At 53.5% G+C, this 16,822-nt stretch carries 20 protein-coding genes and 1 tRNA gene; 6 read left to right on the top strand and 15 right to left on the bottom strand.

What is annotated here, in order from left to right:
• Positions 1-242 precede the first annotated feature (242 nt).
• Positions 243-1,268: a tyrosine-type recombinase/integrase gene (locus QET93_RS05200; protein ID WP_280132804.1), complete on the top strand. Its 1,026-nt coding sequence runs from the start codon at positions 243-245 to the stop codon at positions 1,266-1,268.
• A gap of 565 nt (positions 1,269-1,833) precedes the next feature.
• Here the strand turns inward: QET93_RS05200 and QET93_RS05195 are convergent.
• Positions 1,834-1,908: transfer RNA gene (locus QET93_RS05195), tRNA-Gln, on the bottom strand.
• A 150-nt stretch (positions 1,909-2,058) separates the two neighbouring features.
• On the opposite strand from QET93_RS05195, the gene prfA reads away from it, so the two are divergent.
• The 5 genes from prfA to QET93_RS05170 all read left to right on the top strand — a co-directional run bounded on the left by prfA (position 2,059) and on the right by QET93_RS05170 (position 7,994).
• Positions 2,059-3,138, top strand: a complete 1,080-nt coding sequence (gene prfA / locus QET93_RS05190) for a peptide chain release factor 1 (RefSeq protein WP_280126855.1) — start codon at positions 2,059-2,061, stop codon at positions 3,136-3,138.
• Between the two features lie 8 nt (positions 3,139-3,146).
• Positions 3,147-4,100 (top strand): peptide chain release factor N(5)-glutamine methyltransferase, encoded by a 954-nt coding sequence (gene prmC, locus QET93_RS05185; RefSeq protein WP_280132803.1) that lies wholly within the window; start codon positions 3,147-3,149, stop codon positions 4,098-4,100.
• Positions 4,097-6,319 (top strand): primosomal protein N', encoded by a 2,223-nt coding sequence (gene priA / locus QET93_RS05180; protein WP_280126853.1) that lies wholly within the window; start codon positions 4,097-4,099, stop codon positions 6,317-6,319. The genes prmC and priA overlap by 4 nt, the downstream gene beginning before the upstream one ends.
• 74 nt (positions 6,320-6,393) lie before the next feature.
• Positions 6,394-7,215: a diaminopimelate epimerase gene (gene dapF, locus QET93_RS05175; RefSeq protein WP_280132802.1), complete on the top strand. Its 822-nt coding sequence runs from the start codon at positions 6,394-6,396 to the stop codon at positions 7,213-7,215.
• A gap of 56 nt (positions 7,216-7,271) precedes the next feature.
• Positions 7,272-7,994: a DNA mismatch repair protein MutT gene (locus QET93_RS05170; RefSeq protein ID WP_280132801.1), complete on the top strand. Its 723-nt coding sequence runs from the start codon at positions 7,272-7,274 to the stop codon at positions 7,992-7,994.
• Positions 7,995-8,215: 221 nt separating this feature from the next.
• On the opposite strand, the gene rplN is transcribed toward QET93_RS05170, so the two are convergent.
• From rplN to fusA, 14 genes are read right to left on the bottom strand one after another with little or no spacing between them, the layout of a single operon-like run.
• Entirely contained in the window at positions 8,216-8,581 is a 366-nt protein-coding gene (rplN, locus tag QET93_RS05165) for a 50S ribosomal protein L14 (RefSeq protein ID WP_280126850.1), read from the bottom strand.
• Between the two features lie 46 nt (positions 8,582-8,627).
• Positions 8,628-8,900, bottom strand: coding sequence for a 30S ribosomal protein S17 (gene rpsQ / locus QET93_RS05160; RefSeq protein WP_280126849.1), 273 nt, complete (start codon positions 8,898-8,900; stop codon positions 8,628-8,630).
• A gap of 40 nt (positions 8,901-8,940) precedes the next feature.
• Positions 8,941-9,144, bottom strand: coding sequence for a 50S ribosomal protein L29 (rpmC, locus tag QET93_RS05155; RefSeq protein ID WP_280126848.1), 204 nt, complete (start codon positions 9,142-9,144; stop codon positions 8,941-8,943).
• A gap of 27 nt (positions 9,145-9,171) precedes the next feature.
• A complete protein-coding gene (gene rplP, locus QET93_RS05150; RefSeq protein WP_280126847.1) occupies positions 9,172-9,597 on the bottom strand; it encodes a 50S ribosomal protein L16 in 426 nt (141 codons plus the stop codon).
• A 53-nt stretch (positions 9,598-9,650) separates the two neighbouring features.
• Positions 9,651-10,349 (bottom strand): 30S ribosomal protein S3, encoded by a 699-nt coding sequence (gene rpsC / locus QET93_RS05145; RefSeq protein ID WP_280126846.1) that lies wholly within the window; start codon positions 10,347-10,349, stop codon positions 9,651-9,653.
• Between the two features lie 43 nt (positions 10,350-10,392).
• Positions 10,393-10,731, bottom strand: a complete 339-nt coding sequence (gene rplV, locus QET93_RS05140) for a 50S ribosomal protein L22 (RefSeq protein WP_280126845.1) — start codon at positions 10,729-10,731, stop codon at positions 10,393-10,395.
• A gap of 44 nt (positions 10,732-10,775) precedes the next feature.
• On the bottom strand, positions 10,776-11,492 hold the full coding sequence (locus QET93_RS05135) for a hypothetical protein (protein ID WP_280126844.1): 717 nt from the start codon (positions 11,490-11,492) through the stop codon (positions 10,776-10,778).
• Between the two features lie 21 nt (positions 11,493-11,513).
• Positions 11,514-11,783, bottom strand: a complete 270-nt coding sequence (gene rpsS / locus QET93_RS05130; RefSeq protein WP_280126843.1) for a 30S ribosomal protein S19 — start codon at positions 11,781-11,783, stop codon at positions 11,514-11,516.
• Between the two features lie 28 nt (positions 11,784-11,811).
• Complete coding sequence (gene rplB, locus QET93_RS05125) at positions 11,812-12,648, bottom strand: 50S ribosomal protein L2 (protein WP_280126842.1); 837 nt, start codon at positions 12,646-12,648, stop codon at positions 11,812-11,814.
• Between the two features lie 29 nt (positions 12,649-12,677).
• Positions 12,678-12,962, bottom strand: coding sequence for a 50S ribosomal protein L23 (rplW, locus tag QET93_RS05120; RefSeq protein WP_280126841.1), 285 nt, complete (start codon positions 12,960-12,962; stop codon positions 12,678-12,680).
• 4 nt (positions 12,963-12,966) lie between these two features.
• Complete coding sequence (gene rplD, locus QET93_RS05115; protein WP_280126840.1) at positions 12,967-13,575, bottom strand: 50S ribosomal protein L4; 609 nt, start codon at positions 13,573-13,575, stop codon at positions 12,967-12,969.
• A 25-nt stretch (positions 13,576-13,600) separates the two neighbouring features.
• Entirely contained in the window at positions 13,601-14,245 is a 645-nt protein-coding gene (gene rplC / locus QET93_RS05110) for a 50S ribosomal protein L3 (RefSeq protein ID WP_280126839.1), read from the bottom strand.
• A 53-nt stretch (positions 14,246-14,298) separates the two neighbouring features.
• Positions 14,299-14,607 carry a 30S ribosomal protein S10 gene (gene rpsJ, locus QET93_RS05105; RefSeq protein ID WP_280126838.1) on the bottom strand — a complete coding sequence of 103 codons (309 nt, stop codon included), beginning with the start codon at positions 14,605-14,607 and terminating at the stop codon, positions 14,299-14,301.
• A 38-nt stretch (positions 14,608-14,645) separates the two neighbouring features.
• Positions 14,646-16,793, bottom strand: a complete 2,148-nt coding sequence (fusA, locus tag QET93_RS05100; RefSeq protein ID WP_280126837.1) for an elongation factor G — start codon at positions 16,791-16,793, stop codon at positions 14,646-14,648.
• Positions 16,794-16,822: the final 29 nt, after the last annotated feature.

Genomic DNA, 16,822 nt, shown 5'->3' with positions numbered 1-16,822 from the left:
TGGAGCCTTTTCCGACACACTTCCTCCTTCCTGCCCCTATTATACGAATTCAGAATTCGCACTATTATTTCATTATATGTTCACTATGAATAAGAAACACCATTCCAATCTGCAATATGGCATCATAATTCCGTTTCTCCTGTAAAATTTTCAATCATCAACAAGCTAACAGAAAATAAAATCAATTCCCACATTTTAGACTTGATGCCGAATTCTGAATTCGTAGGCACAATGTAAGGCTGATGAGCACTTCCATTACCAACGACATAACATTCCGTGAAATTACCCGGGAATTGAACATTTCCATCGCAGAAGCAATCATGCTCCTGACCGAATTAATTACTGCCTCCAAAGGACGGGGCAAATCGGTTTCACGAGCAATGGAGTGTATCCGGTTGGGAAGCGAAGCGCTCAAAAATAAAGAGAAAAGTGTCCGATTCATTGACTGCGTTCATGCTTCGCTGGAAGAACGCATCCATTTAAGAGCAAGGACACAATCCGACATCCGGTACATTGCCAATCGATTCATCAAATATTGCCCGGGGCTATCGAATCGTCAAATACGTAGCATTTCCTCGGAAGATTGTCGTAAATACATTGATCAAACTTTTTCTACGCCCAGGCAACGTCAGAAAGGAAGGCTCATTCTCAGTGGAATCTTTTCGACTGGAATCCGCAAGGGATGGTGTTCAAGCAATCCTATTTCCCAGGTCAGAAGTCCCCTTATCAAGGAAACCCGCATTCGCACCCTGACTACGGGAGAAAGTAAGATACTTTTGCAAACGGCAGCCCGATTATTTAACGGGGAATGTCTTCCTGCTATTGCCATAATGCTGTACGCCGGCATTCGTCCACATGAAATCCAAAGACTGACTTGGCAAGAAGTCGATCTGCAAAACAATGCTATCTATATCCCACCTCAGCACAGTAAAACAGGAGGAGCCCGTCAAGTAACCATCCAACCTGTTCTCAAAAAACTATTGAAGCCAAAAGACAATGCACAACCGAATAATCACAAAATCTGCCCCAGGAACTGGTCGCTCAAATGGAAAAGAATCCGCCAAAATGCCGGTTGGGGAACAGAGCAACCCTGGATCCAAGATATTCTAAGACATACGTTCGCCAGTTACTACAGCGCTTATTACAAGAATTGGAATACTCTCCAATTGGAAATGGGGCATTCCGATACACACTTGCTCCGAACTCGCTATCTCAACCTGGACGGTATCACCCACACACAAGCAAAGAGATTCTGGAAAGGAGTCTAATTATCTTCTCCGTTCTTCGTCAAAATGAGCGGAGATGAAACCAACTCGCCGTTCTTGCAAACAATCCACCTCCGATCAAAAAAAGAGCTCTTGTCCCCACAATGAGTTGGTATGCAAGACTAGAAACAGGTCTTTTTTTCCACGCCACGGTATTGCCGTGCCCCCTCCGACAAAAGCCCGTGAAATCAGGACTCTCAGCTCAGTCATGGCAGAAATGGGCGAACGTCATGGCAGGATTCTCACGGACAGCTATCAGGAAGATATCGAGGTCCCTTTCGGAACAATTCATTGCATTCCCGCCCCGTATTTTCTGATGGACCGGGAATTACCTTCATCCTGATACTCAGCACTGTATCGTTCAAAAGAAAAACAAGTATGGTCGTTTGCCAAGCCTTCGTGCTGTTTTCTTTTTCCCTCATTCCTGGCTTCATTTAAGTCATGTTTTATACAATTCCTGAATTGATCGAAGTCGGGAATTGAAAATTCTTTTTCGTCAATCTGAGTATCAGCACACACCCCAAACACAAAAAAGGCACCCTAAGAAAGGATGCCTTTTTGAAACTGATGGTAGCCCCACCAGGACTCGAACCTAGAAATACTGAACCAAAATCAGGTGTGTTACCAATTACACTATGGGGCTTTTGACTGGGCTTGAGGTACAAGCGCGGGGAGAACAAATCATATTTACATGTGAATGGCAAGAAAATTCCGTTCTCTTTTGACGTTTTGTCTTCACGTTAGTTTCAAAGTACCTTAGTATGGGGGACGCTCCAATGTGGCGGTTCCCGATATGGATTATTCTTCTCTCATCGAAAAGCGGCAGCAGAGGCTGGAGGAATTGGAAACGATTATTTCCCAGCCGGACTTTTTCAACGACCAGAAGCAGGCGTCGGAAACGATGCGCGAACACGCCCATCTGAAAAAGATGATGGAAACGTGGAACGATCTCAAGAATTCCGAACGGGAATTGGCGGACAATCGTGAACTAGCCAAAGAAGAAGACCCGGAAATCGCCGAACTTGCCGAATTGGAAATTCCCGCTCTCGAGAAGAAAATCGACCACCTGACTACGGAGATTCAATATAGCCTCCTCCCCCGTGATACCACGGAAGACCGCGATGCGATCGTGGAAATACGCGCCGGAACCGGAGGAGACGAAGCATCCCTGTTCGCAGGAGATCTCCTGCGCCTGTACGAACGCTATGCCGAGCAACGCGGATGGAAGTTCGAGCATATGGAAAGTAGCCCGTCTGATGTCGGCGGCTTCAAGGAAGTCGTTTGCCGCATTGCCGGCAGCGAAGTGTTCCGTTTCATGAAGTACGAGAGTGGCGTCCACCGCGTCCAGCGCGTGCCCGAGACGGAAACCCAAGGACGCATTCACACATCGACGGCGACGGTGGCCGTCCTGCCGGAAGCAGAAGAAGTGGATATCGAAATCCGTCCGGAGGATCTGCGCATTGAAACCTGCCGTTCCGGCGGAGCTGGCGGACAGCATGTGAACCGGACGGAATCCGCCGTACAAATTTTTCACCTTCCTTCGGGCTTGATGGTACGTTGCGAAGAAGAACGCAGCCAAATGAAAAACCGGGATAAGGGGATGAAAATCCTACGCGCCAAATTGTTTGAAATGAAGCAAAGAGCGGAACACGAAAAATACTCCGCCCAGCGCAGAAGCCTGATCGGTTCCGGCGGACGCGAAGAAAAAATACGTACCTATAACTTCCCTCAAAACCGCATGACCGACCATCGCATCGGCTACACGTCGTACAATCTGGAAGGCATCATGATGGGAGAACTCCAGGAAGTCATCGAACGCCTCCAGCACGCAGAAATGCAGGAACGCTTGGTCGAAGCCGGACTGGAACAGTAAAGAATGCCATGAAAACTCTCCTCGAAGTCCTCAATAGCGGTACCGAGTATCTGACAAAACAGGGCTGTCCGGAGGCCCGTTCCGTCATGCAGCATTTGATGGCACATGTCTTGCAATGCAACAGAACGTACCTCTATTCCCATTTTGACCGCCCTCTCAGCGAAGGCGAGCTCCTCCCCCTGCGGGAACTTTTAAAGAAAAAAGCCCAAGGCATCCCTCTCCAGCATCTGCTCGGGACGACGGAATTCTACAGACGGGAGTTCCTGACGGATTCTCGTGCTCTGATTCCACGGCCCGAAACCGAGGAACTTGTCGAATTTGTGCTGAAATACGCCACAGGTTCCGGTCTCCGTGTATTGGACATGGGAACGGGCTCCGGGATCATCGGCATCACCCTCGCCTTGGAGCTTGGCTCCCGGTTACAAGACGTCACACTGGCGGACATATCCCGCCAAGCTCTTGACCTAGCCCTGGAAAATGCCATGAGACTAGGCGTCAAGGCAGCGACGGTTCAGACCGATCTTTTTGAAGCATTTGATCAGGAAGATCCTTCGGCGGCAAACACGGTCAAAATCGGAAAGCAAGAATCGGAAGCATCCGGCATCAAGGAAGAGCACTCATTCTCTCCTCCGCAGAAGTTCGATATCATTGTGGCCAATCTTCCCTACATCGCCGATCATGAACCCCTGGATCGCGAAGTAACCTTCGACCCCGCCAGCGCCCTTTACGGAGGTCCCCAGGGATGGGAAATCATCGAGAGATTCCTGTCCGAAGCCCCTGCCTACCTCACTCCGGACGGCATGGTGGCTCTGGAAATAGGCTACGACCAGGACCGGAAGGTGGAAGAAATCATGCTCTCCCTTGGCTACCGCAGTATCGCAATTCTAAGGGATCTCAATGGAATTCCCCGCTTTCCCATGGGCAAAAGACCGACAGAATCAGCCCTAAACGTCCGCACATGACACAAGCCGTACGAGTCCTGGTAGACGGGGCGTCCGACCTCGTTCTCGACTACGCCATCCCGGAAGGAATCACTACCCTCCAGCCCGGATGCCGTGTCCAGGTACCTTTGCGCAACCGCCCGGCTAACGGTACTGTCCTGCTTGTTCATGAATCTCCGGAGGAATGGAGGGACCGCCTGAAACCCTTGCTCCGCCTGATCGACCCGGAGCCCCTCATTTCCTCCCCTTTGATGGAACTGGCCCGCTGGGCTGCCGACTACTACGTCGTCCCCCTGGAACAAATGATCCGCTGCCTCCTCCCGGAAACCGTCCGGCAGGAACGAACCGCCGAAAAGACGCGGAAAGTCCTCCGCCTTCTCAAACATCCGTCTGACGACGACATCTCCACCCTGTTTGCCAAAGCTCCCAAACAGGGATCCATCCTCGATGCCCTTGCCGGAGCTGGAGAAGAAGGTCTCCCCCTGCAGGAAATCGGCGGCACTTCCTTTCTGGAACCAGCCCGGGCTCTTGTCCGTAAAGGCTGGATCAGTCTCGAAGAAGAGTCTGTCCACCGGGATCCCTGTGCGGACGAACAGTTCGTCGAAAGCAGCCCTCTTCCACTTAATCCCTGCCAACAAGCCGCTCTAAGAGGCATTCTGGATAACCACAGCTCCCCCGGACAAAAACCTATCCTCCTGCAAGGTGTCACCGGATCCGGCAAAACGGAGGTCTATCTTCAAGCCGTCGAGCACATCGTCAATCAGGGACAATCCGCACTCATTCTCGTGCCGGAAATTTCACTGACACCCCAAACTCTCCAGAGATTCAAATCGCGGTTCGCATCCCTCCCCGGTTCCGTCGCCGTTCTTCACAGCCTTTTGTCCGCCGGGGAACGCTTCGACGAATGGCATGCCATTCGCCAAGGTAAAGCCCGGATCGTCATCGGGCCGCGTTCCGCCGTGTTCGCTCCGGTACAAAACCTCGGCATTATCATCGTCGATGAAGAACACGACGGTTCCTATAAACAGGAAAACTCCCCTCGCTACCATGGCAGGGATCTCGCCGTCCTCCGTGCCCATCTGGAACACGCGTCCATCATTCTCGGTTCCGCAACTCCATCCATGGAAAGCACGCAAAACGCCATCTCCGGCAAATATGCCATGCTCCGCCTGGATGAACGCGCCGACGGGCAGAAACTACCTCTTATCCGCGTTCTGGACATGAAAACGGAAGGCCGCAACAAGCAAGGGCCGTCCATCATTTCGGAACGTCTCCGCATGGCGGTTGATTCCCGCCTTTCCAAAGGAGAGCAAGTCATCCTGCTTCTCAACAGAAGAGGATTTGCCCGCTCCCTGCAATGCCCGGAGTGCGGCTTGGTCATGACCTGCCCCCACTGTGCTCTTCCCCTTACCTACCACAAAACCGAAAACCGCCTCGTCTGCCATATGTGCGGATTCCAGGCTATCACTCCGCGAGTCTGTCCGGATTGCAAGTCAGGCAATATCCTGCTGCAGGGATACGGTACGGAAAAAGTCGAGGAAGTCCTTAGGAAAACCTTCCCATCCGCACGAATCGCACGCATCGATGCCGATATATCCAAACGGAAAAACGCCGTTCGCGACATCTTGAACCGTTTCCGGGCCAACAAAATCGATATCCTGCTCGGTACCCAGATGATCGCCAAGGGGCTGGATTTCCCAAACGTCACTCTCGTCGGAGTCCTCAATGCCGACATTAGCCTCTATATCCCCGATCTCCGAGCTGGAGAACGCACCTTCCAACTGATGACCCAGGTCGCGGGACGAGCCGGGCGCGGAGATCTGGACGGAGAAGTCATCATCCAGACATTCACGCCCCAATCTCCGGCCATCCAATATGCACGGCACCATGATTGCGACGGCTTTGCCGAGCAGGAACTTGAATTGCGCCAAGCCTTCGATCTCCCACCTTTCTCCCACATCGCCCTGCTCACGGTCCGGTCGGCCCACGACAATCTGGCTTCATTCGCGACAAAAACACTCTACCGGAAAATCAACGAAGCCGCTCCTCCCGGCATGTCTGTCACAGAACCGATGCCGGCTCCCATCCCCAAAGCCCACGGTCAATTCCGGTACCAGATCACGATGAAAGCTCCCCGTGCCCGTCTCATCTCGAAGACCGTCAGAACTGTTTTAGACAATCTCCCTCTGGGCGAAGATGTCACTGCTGTTCTCGATATTGACGCACACACATTCATGTAACGTCTCTAGCTTGACGTCAGGATGTTCCGAGAGCATGATGACATTCGCAGCGCATCCATTTCCTTTACACCGATATGCTTCTACACTTCTATAAAATGACCGGAGCCGGCAATGATTTCATCATGGTCGACAACCGGGATCTTTCTCTGACTTCCGCCCTTGATCAAGAAACCATCGAAGCACTTTGCGATCGCCGTTTCGGCATCGGCGCCGATGGACTCATCGCCGTAGAATCTCCGCTGAGCCAGGAAGCATCCTGCCGGATGCGCTACTACAATGCCGATGGAGGAGAAGCCGAAATGTGCGGTAACGGGGCACGTTGCTTCGCTGCCTTTGCCTCTGCCCTGACAGACGATGAAGCCGATACCCTTTGCTTCGATACACAGGCCGGCCTCATCCGGGCACGTTTTGGGAAAGAAGGCAACATCACGATCAGCCTTCCCACGCCCCACTCGTTGGAACTGGACAAAATCGGAGCAGACAAAGTAATTCCTGCTCCCGTCCATTCCCTGAATACGGGCGTTCCCCATGCAGTCGTCTTTCTGGATGACATCTTAAACATCGACATCGCCTCCATGGGGCCATACCTTCGTTACCACGAAGCCTTTGCCCCTGCAGGAACCAATGTTAATTTTGTCCAAGTTCTTGCACCCGACCACATCGCCATCCGTACCTACGAACGCGGCGTCGAGGACGAAACCCTTGCCTGCGGCACCGGCATGACTGCATCAGCCCTCATCCATGCGGCCAAAACAGGAGCTCCTTCTCCTATCTCCGTAGACGTTGCCGGGGGAGATACCCTCCAGGTCAGCTTCCAGCGGAACGGAGATTCATTTACCAAGGTGCACTTGACCGGGCCGGCCGACTTTGTCTTCGAAGGAGACGTAGAAATCTAAGTCTCATTTTTTCTCCTCCGTTATTTTATTCAAAAGTCACATTCATATCCTTCCGTATGACCCAATCCCCCCCACACAACCCTCACGTCTCCACAGACTGCGTTCTATTTGGTTTCGATGGATCGCGCCTCCATGTCATCCTGATTGAAAAAACCAATCTACCGACCGGAATCACCGTCACCAGAAAGCATAAACTTCCAGGTCGATTGATTTTCACAGGCGAGGACCCGGACGATGCTGCCAGTGATATCCTTGAATCCTACACGGGCATTACCCGCCAAAAGCTCAAACAATTCCATACTTTCGGTTCTCCGTCCCGCATGGCCAACGAAGAAGATCTCAAATGGATCCGCTATGATTCGGGTATGGATATAGACATGGTCATCACCGTTGCCTACATGGCAACGATCCGCATTTCCACCAAATTGCGCCAGCTTTCATCGACCTATCTTGCCAAATGGTATCCCATCGACGAACTGCCCGAACTGGCATTCGACAACGGCCTGATCATCACCACGGCCCTGGGGACTTTGAGGGAACAGCTCACAAGCGCTCCGGACAACCTCTTCAAACTCCTGTCTCCCAAATTCACCATTCAGGAACTGCGTTGCCTCCACGAAACTATCCTTGGGAAAAAGCTCGATATCCGCAACTTCCACAAAAAAGTCATGAGTACGCCCTACATCGTCCCTCTGGACGAATGGGAAACCAATGTCACCCACAGGGCTGCGCGCTACTACCACTTCGACAAGCGGAAATATAACTCCTGTTTCAGATAAAAGAACGAATAGGATTGCGCTCAAACGCACCCTCTGAAATCTTGCTCCTCCCCTCAAATCCCCTTGGCGCCATAAAATCGCCAGGGGGATTTTCATTGCCTTGTCGCAGCATTCCCAAGAAGTAAGAGTACCCCAGGGTTCCTATTCGTCTCCCGTCACTATAAAAAAACCTGTCCCGACTGTGGCCGGGACAGGTTTTACAAAACGCGTATCGAGGTTCTTTAGAGAACTTCGGGGGCAAGGGATACGATCTTCATGAACTGCTTTTCGCGGAGTTCACGAGCGACCGGTCCAAAAATACGGGTACCGCGCGGGTTGTTGTCCTTATCAATGATAACGATCGCGTTACCATCAAAGCGAAGCACGGAACCGTCGTCACGACGGATCGGGGCTGCAGTGCGGACGACGACGGCACGTACAACGGAACCCTTCTTCACGGCAGCCGTGGGAATGGATTCGCGGATGTGAGCCGTAATAATGTCTCCGATGCGGGCCTGGCGGGTACGCTTGCCGAGAACGCCAATCATTTTGGCGGAACGGGCGCCCGTGTTATCGGCCACCTGAAGAACTGTTTCCATCTGGATCATTGTATCAAGTCTCCTTCTAGTTAATGGTTATTCGTCCAATCAGGGCTTAGTGCGTGATGATGTCCACGAGCTGCCAGCGCTTCAGCTTGGAAAGCGGGCGAGTCTCAATGATACGCACCTTATCGCCAACCTTGGCTTTACTATCTTCGTCGTGAGCATAGAACTTCTTGCTCTTCTTGACGATCTTCTTGAACTTGGGATGGGGAACGCGGGCGACGTATTCCACAACGATGGTCTTGTCCATCTTGGTGGAAATGACAACACCGACGCGCGTCTTGCGAAGTCCGGGCTTTTTAGCCGTTTCAGTTTGTTCGCTCATATTGCTATCTCAAATGTTTATGTGTTAAACGACCGTGACCTTACTGAGCGGCGGATTCACCCTGAATGGTGAGGGCACGAGCAAGTTCCTTGCGGACGGCGCGGATTCTCTGGTTGTTTTCCAGCTGACCAGTGGAGAGCTGGATACGGAGATTGAAGGATTCTTCACGAAGGCTGCGGATGTGAGCGGAAAGCTCCTGGGCAGACATGGCGCGAAGGTCTTTGGCAGAATTCTTGTCAGACATTGTATTAAATATGTTCCGTGTTGAATTTTAGCCGATGTGGGTACCCGGACGAGTGACGAAGCGGGTTCTGACGCCAAGCTTGTTGGAAGCCAAACGAATAGCTTCACGGGCCTGGGACTCGGAAACGCCACCTACTTCAAACAGGATGTTGCCGGGGCGGACAACGGCCACCCAGCCTTCAACGGCACCCTTACCTTTACCCATACGGGTATCCGGGGGACGGGACGTAAAGGACTTCTGCGGGAAAATGCGGATGAAAACTTTACCTTTACGCTTGAGATAACGGTTGATGGCAATACGGCAGGCTTCAATCTGGTTGTTGGTGATCCAGCCACGGTCAAGTGTTTGAAGACCGAAATCACCGAAAGCAACCGTCGTACCGCTCGTGGCGTTACCGGAACGGCTACCGCGATGCATTTTGCGGTGCTTCACTCTTTTGGGCATTAAGGGCATGTCTTATTCCTCCTAGTATATATTGTTTAAGCTTGTTGTGGGGGACGGACTCCTCAGGAGCGGGGGGCGCGACGCGGACCACGGGGGCCTTGCGGGCGATTGCTCTGCGACTGTTGTCCCTGTTCTTCCGGGCGCTTGTTGACCCAGCATTTCACACCGATCTTACCGTACACCGTATTGGCTTCGGCGAAACCATAGTCGATCGGCACACGAAGCGTCTGAAGCGGCACTTTGCCTTCGCGGTACCATTCGGCACGGGCGATATCGGCGCCACCGAGACGACCTGCGCAACGGATACGGATACCATCGGCTCCGCGTTCCATAGCGATCTGAACGGCACGCTTCATGGCGCGGCGGAAAGAGACGCGGCGTTCAAGTTGAACGGCAACGTTTTCTGCGACGAGCTGAGCGTCTGTTTCAGGCGTACGGATTTCGACGATGTCGATGTTGACCTGGGTGGTCGTACCACAGATGGTCTGGAGATCCTGACGCATCTTTTCGATTTCTTCACCCTTGCGGCCAATGACAAGACCGGGGCGTGCGGTGTGGACGGTGATGCGGACGCTGTTCCATGCACGTTCGATCACGATGCTGGAAACGGCGGCGGTCATGAGGCGATTCTTGATGTAATCGCGCATCTTAAGGTCTTCGTGGAGCTTCTTGGCAAAGTCCTGCCCGGTAGCATACCACTTGGAGCGCCAGTCCTTATTCACGGCGAGACGGAACCCGATCGGATTTACTTTCTGTCCCATGATATTAGTTGAGCTGAATAGTGTGTAATGAGTTGAGAATGTCTTAGTCCTTTGTGCTGGCAAGGACGACGGTGATGTGGGACATGCGCTTCTGGATCATATTGGCGGATCCTCGGGCGCGGGGCATGGTGCGACGCATCATGGGGCCTTCATCGACAGTGACGGACTTGATAACGAGTTCGTCAGCGGAGAGTTCGTTGTTGTTTTCCGCGTTGGCAACGGCGGACTTCAACGTCTTGTTCAGGAGATAAGCTCCCTTCTTGGGGGTGTAGGTAAGAATGTCAGTAGCCTGAGAAACGCTCAAGCCCTGGATTTCGCGAGCCACATCACGCATTTTTTTTGCGGAGATGCGTGCGTATTTATAAACAGCTTTCACTTCCATGGGTTTTTCCTCGTGGTCGGGGGTTGGTTGAGAGAAGGTATGATTTAGTTGATAGTCTTTACTGAGGCAGAATCTCCCACGCGCACGGTTTCCGCGGGCGTCTGGAGTTTCTGGATTAGCGCGCCGCAGACTTCCTTGCGGACGTCGGTGACGACGGCTTCTCCGATGATTTGAGCTCCACGCGATACCACCAACGGCATCCCGATTCGCATTCCGGCGGCTCGGCCCGCATTGAGTACCAGCAAACCGGAGTCGCTGTCAATGCTCAAAACCTGGGCTTCCGCCAAATTACCCGCGCCATCCCGCACGGGCGCCTGCCTGAATCCAAGGACGGAATCCAGTTCGCGGAGGGAACTTTCCACCGCAAGCCTGGTAGCCGATTCCTCGGAAATGGCTTGTTTCATATAAGCGATAACAGCACCGGAGAGCTTGACGGCAACCTGTTCCAAATCCTGCACTTTTTTGTTGAGGATTTCCAGGTCCGAGACAGCTTGCACCAGTCGTTCTTCGCTGTTACCGAGCGCTGCGCCTCCCAGGGCTTCCAAGCGGGAGCGTATTTCCACCAGCTTGGCAGTCGCATCGTCAGCGTCCTTGCGAGCCTGGGCATATGATACCCGGAGCGTTGCATTCTGCTTTTCGAGGCGCTCGATTCTGCGCGTCAGTTCTGCCGTTGTCTCATCCTCTGCATGGGCAAGGCACCCCGTTGCCGCCACGGAGACGGCAAGGAATGTCTTGTATATGCTGGAGGATGAAATCGACATTGTGAATGATTAACTTAATGATTACTTCTTGCCGATACCGCCGTGCGCCTTGAAGATACGCGTGGGGGCAAATTCACCAAGCTTGTGGCCGACCATGTTTTCCGTGACGTACACGGTGGCAAATGATTTGCCGGCGTGGACGAGGAAGGTGAGGCCGACGAAGTCAGGCGTAATCATGGATGCGCGGCTCCACGTCTTGATGGGCTTGCGGTCGCCGCTTTCGATCTGAGCGTCAATCTTGGCAAGAAGCTTCTGACTGACGAAGGGGCCTTTTTTAAGAGAACGTCCCATTGTAGTTGATCCTTTATATTAGTTGAAATTACTTGGCATTGCGGCGCTGAACGATGGAAACATCGCTTGGCTTGCGCAGGCGGCGGGTTTTCTGGCCCTTGACATGTCCCCACGGGGACTTGAGGTGCTGACGGCCACCACCGGACTTGGACTTACCTTCACCACCACCGTTCGGGTGGTCGACAGGGTTCATACACATGCCGCGGACGGTCGGACGAACGCCGAGCCAGCGGGTACGGCCGGCTTTACCGGACATTTCATTCATGTGTTGGGTATTGCCGACCTGGCCGATCGTGCAGTAGCAGTCATCGTTGAAACGACGGATTTCTCCGGAGGGCATCTTGACCAGGGCATAACCGGCTTCACGGTTGGAGACGATAGCCTGCTGACCGGCAGCACGAGCCACCTTGCCGCCCGTTCCCGGACGAACTTCGATGTTGTGCACCGCGGTACCCAGGGGCACGTTTTTCAGGGGCATGGCGTTGCCGACCTTGGGGGCGACAGTCTTACCGCTCTGAACCGTAGCGCCAACTTGCAGACCGACCGGAGCCAGAATGTAGGACTTGACACCGTCGGTGTACTGAATGAGGGCGATTCGGCAGGAACGATTCGGATCATATTCGATCGCGAGCACCGTTGCAGGAACGTCGCACTTGCTGCGCTTGAAGTCGACAAGGCGATACTTGCGCTTGTGGCCGCCACCAATGTGACGGGTTGTGATACGGCCATTGTTGTTACGACCGCCGGACTTTTTCAGGGGCGTGCAAAGGCTCTTTTCAGGAGTGGTCTTCGTAATCTCATCGAAGGAGGACCAAACCTTGTATCGGTTGGAGGGGGTGACAGGCTTGAATGACTTGAGGGACATGATAACTCTTTCCTTCCTGGATTCAGGGGTTACACGAGATCAAGGGTTTCACCATCGGCAAGGCTCACATAGGCCTTTTTCCAATTGGCGGTCTTACCGGCATCGGAGCGGCGCTTGCGCTTCAACTTGCCATCGTAGTTGGCGGTGCGAACGGAAGCAACTTTCTTGCCGAAAGCCTTTTCCACAGCCTGCTTGATTTCGATCTTGGTGGCGTCGCACTGGACTTCAAGGACGATTTCGCCGGCAGCTTCGTGCAGCATGGTCGCCTTTTCGCTGATGCGGACCTTCTTAATGATTTGATAAATGTCTTTCATGGCCTTAGGCGGTGCGGCTTGCGAGGGTTTCCAAAGCGCTTTCAACAAAGATGACAGCCTTGGCGTTCATGAGTTGTTCGATATTGACTTCGGCGGCCGTCATGAGGAGGACTTCCTGCACGTTACGACCGGCAAGGTAGGTCTTTTCATCGAATGAAGCGGCGACGATAAGAACCTTGTCGGAATCCGTCAAAGCCTTGACGGCGGAAACAAAGCTCTTGGTTTTGCCATCTTCAATGGAGAAGGAGGGCACCACGCTCACAGCGCCGGCGGAGATAATGTCGCCGAGGACGCGGCGAAGAGCCAGACGACGGGTCGTCTTGTTGACCTTCTTGGTGTAGTCGCAGGGGCGGGGACCGAAGACCACACCACCACCAACCATGATGGGGGCGCGCTTGTCGCCGTGACGGGCATTACCTGTGCCCTTCTGGCGGAAGATCTTCTTGTTGCTGCCGCTCACTTCACCGCGGGTTTTGGTGTTGGCGGAACCCGTACGGCGGTTGGCCTGGTAGGCAACGATCAGATCGTGCACGGCCTGGGAGCCTTTGTCGCTACCGACAACTTGAATGTTGGCGGCGGCGGCGGCTTCGAGTGTAAAAGTATTGGCTGACATGGAATCTATTTCCTCTGGTTAAGCTTTACTTAGCCTGCTTTTTCTTGGCCGGACGGATGACGAGGTAGGAACCGCGTGCACCGGGTACGGCACCGGAAACGAGAATGACGTTGTCTTCCGGACGAATCTGGACGACTTTCAAATTCTGAACGGTACGACGGAAATTGCCGTGCTGTCCGGGCATCTTCTGTCCCTTCCAAACGCGGCCGGGAGTGGAGCAACCACCCACGCCACCTGTACGACGGTGCATCATGGAACCGTGCGTCATCGGGGAACCGTGGAAGTTGTGACGGCGCATAACGCCCTGGAAGCCTTTACCCTTGGAGGTACCAACCACGTCGACCCACTGGCCGTCCGTGAAGAGATTCACTCCGGGGTGTTCAGCGCCTTCTTCCGGAAGTTCGGAAGTTTCAACGCGGAATTCCTTGAGAAGCTTCGAAGGCTGGATGCCGAGCTTCTTGTAATGTCCGGCAACGGGGCGGGAAAGGCGGCTTTCTTTTTGGGCGGAGAAGGCAACCTGAATGGCGGTGTAGCCATCGTTGTCTTCCGTCTTGCGCTGGGCAAAGGTATTGCCGGCCACATCGATCACGGTCACGGGAACCATGGCGCCCGTTTCCTGGTCGAAGAGGCGGGTCATACCGACCTTTTTACCGATAAGTCCTAGAGCCATTGTATTGTGTCTTTCTTTTTCTTGAATTAACCTATCCTGGAGCTCACACCTGATCAGATGCGGATCGTGATGTCGACACCGGCCGGGAGATTGAGCTTCTTGAGCTCATCCACCGTACGTGCCGTAGGATCGACGATGTCGAGGAGGCGCTTGTGGGTACGGATTTCGAACTGTTCGGCCGACTTCTTGTTGACGTGAACGGAACGGTTCACGGAGAACTTCTCGATGCGGGTCGGAAGCGGAATCGGGCCGGCTACCTTGGCTCCCGTGCGCTTGGCGGTTTCGACGATTTCCTGGGCGGAACGGTCGATAGCGCGGGAATCAAAAGCGCGGAGTCTAATGCGGATTTTAGGACTTTGCATGACGTGCAGTGCTTTAAATTACTTTGTAAACTTGATGATTACTTGCCGCGTTCGTTGACGATCTGGTCAACAAGGTTCTGCGGCACTTGCTCGAAATGGGACGGTTCCATGGAGTAGGAAGCACGGCCACTGGAGAGCGTACGGACAACGGTGGAATAACCGAACATTTCGGCGAGGGGAACCATGGCCTTAAGGATGCAAACCGTACCCTTGGTTTCCATGGAGCTGATCTGGCCGCGGCGACGGTTAAGGTCACCCATGACGTCTCCCTGGTAATCGGTGGGAGTCGTCACTTCAACGGACATGATCGGTTCGAGCATGAAGGGCTTAGCCTTCTTGAAGGCATCCTTCATGGCGAAGATGGCAGCCATCTTGAACGCGTTTTCGTTGGAGTCGACTTCATGGTAGGAGCCGTCGACCACATCGACATGAACGTCAACGACGGGATAGCCGGCAACGACACCAGTCGTCATGGCTTCGTTCAGCCCGGCATAAACGGCGTTCATGTATTCCTTCGGAATAGCGCCGCCGACAATCTTGTTGGCGATGGTAAGGCCTTTACCGCGTTCGTTGGGGGCGACATCGATCACAACGTGACCGTACTGGCCGCGGCCACCCGACTGCTTGACGAGCTTGCCGTCACCGTGAGCGGGATTGGCGATACTTTCGCGATAGGCGATCTGGGGCTTGCCGACATTGGCTTCCACCTTGAATTCGCGCATCAGGCGGTCAATGATGATTTCGAGGTGAAGTTCACCCATACCGGCAATGATGGTCTGTCCGGTTTCTTCGTCCGTCTTGACCTGGAAGGTCGGGTCTTCTTCAGACAGGCGGGCAAGAGCATTGGACATCTTTTCCTGGTCGGCCTTGGTCTTGGGTTCCACGGCCATGGCGATAACCGGTTCCGGGAAGGTCGGAGGCTCGAGAACGTAGTCGTTATCGTCGCAGGTGACAGTGTCACCCGTGGTCACATTACGGAGGCCGACGATAGCGGCGATGTCACCGGAATAAACGGCATCGATGTCGTTGTGGGTATCGGCCTGCATCTGGATGAGGCGACCCACGCGTTCCGTTTTACGGGTACGGGGATTGTAGACGGTATCACCCTTCTTGATCACGCCGGAGTACACGCGAATGAAGATCAGCTTACCGACAAACTTGTCAGCCCAAAGTTTGAATGCAAGAGCAACGGGCTTTTCATTATCGCTAACGCAGAGATTTTTCTTCTCTTCGGGATCAATAGTGCTTTCAACTTCGATGGCTTTCGTTTCAAGCGGCGAGGGCAAATAGTCGATCACGGCGTCCATAAGGTACTGTACGCCCTTGTTCTTGAAAGCGGAACCACCGGCAACGGCAATAAACTCGTTGGCGATCGTGGCACGACGGATAGCCTTCTTGAGGTCTTCCGTCGAGATCGGTTCTTCCATGAGGAACTTTTCACCAAGTTCTTCATCAACATCGGCCACGCGGGAAACAAGATCTTCATAGGCTTCTTCGGCCTCGCTCTTGAGTTCTTCGGGGATGTCGACAACAGTGTAGGTGGAACCGAGACGATCGTCATCACTATACATGATGGCTTTCTGGTTGACGACGTCGATCTGACCGCGAAGCGTGTCTTCGGAACCGATCGGAATCAGAATGGCAGCGGCATTGGCGCCGAGCTTGTTCTGAATGTCGGCAAGGACATTGGCAAAGTTGGCGCCGACGCGGTCCATCTTGTTGACGAAGCAAATGCGGGGAACGCTGTACTTGGAAGCCTGACGCCAGACGGTTTCAGTCTGAGGCTGCACACCGGCAACACCGCAGAACACGACGATAGCACCGTCGAGCACGCGCAGGGAACGTTCCACTTCAGCTGTGAAGTCAACGTGTCCGGGAGTGTCAATGATGTTGATCTGGAACTGCTCGTTTTCGAAAACCTTGTAAACCCCATCATCATGGAGCTGCTTCCAGTTGGCACTCACAGCGGCGGACGTAATGGTGATGCCGCGTTCGCGTTCCTGCTCCATCCAGTCAGTCGTGGTGGAACCGTCGTGCGTTTCACCAATCTTGTGAATCATACCCGTGTAAAACAGGATACGTTCGGAAAGGGTCGTCTTGCCGGCGTCAATGTGTGCGGAGATACCGATGTTGCGGTAACGCTGCAACGGGCACTTGCGGTTGGGGCTGTTGATATTGTCGGACATTTCTAAGCTAAAGTGGAATGTTCTTGTTA

It is taken from the genome of Akkermansia sp. N21116 (assembly GCF_029854705.2).
Lineage (GTDB): Bacteria > Verrucomicrobiota > Verrucomicrobiia > Verrucomicrobiales > Akkermansiaceae > Akkermansia.
Note: the sequence above shows the minus strand (reverse complement) of the source record. Positions and strands in the feature narration are given on the sequence as shown.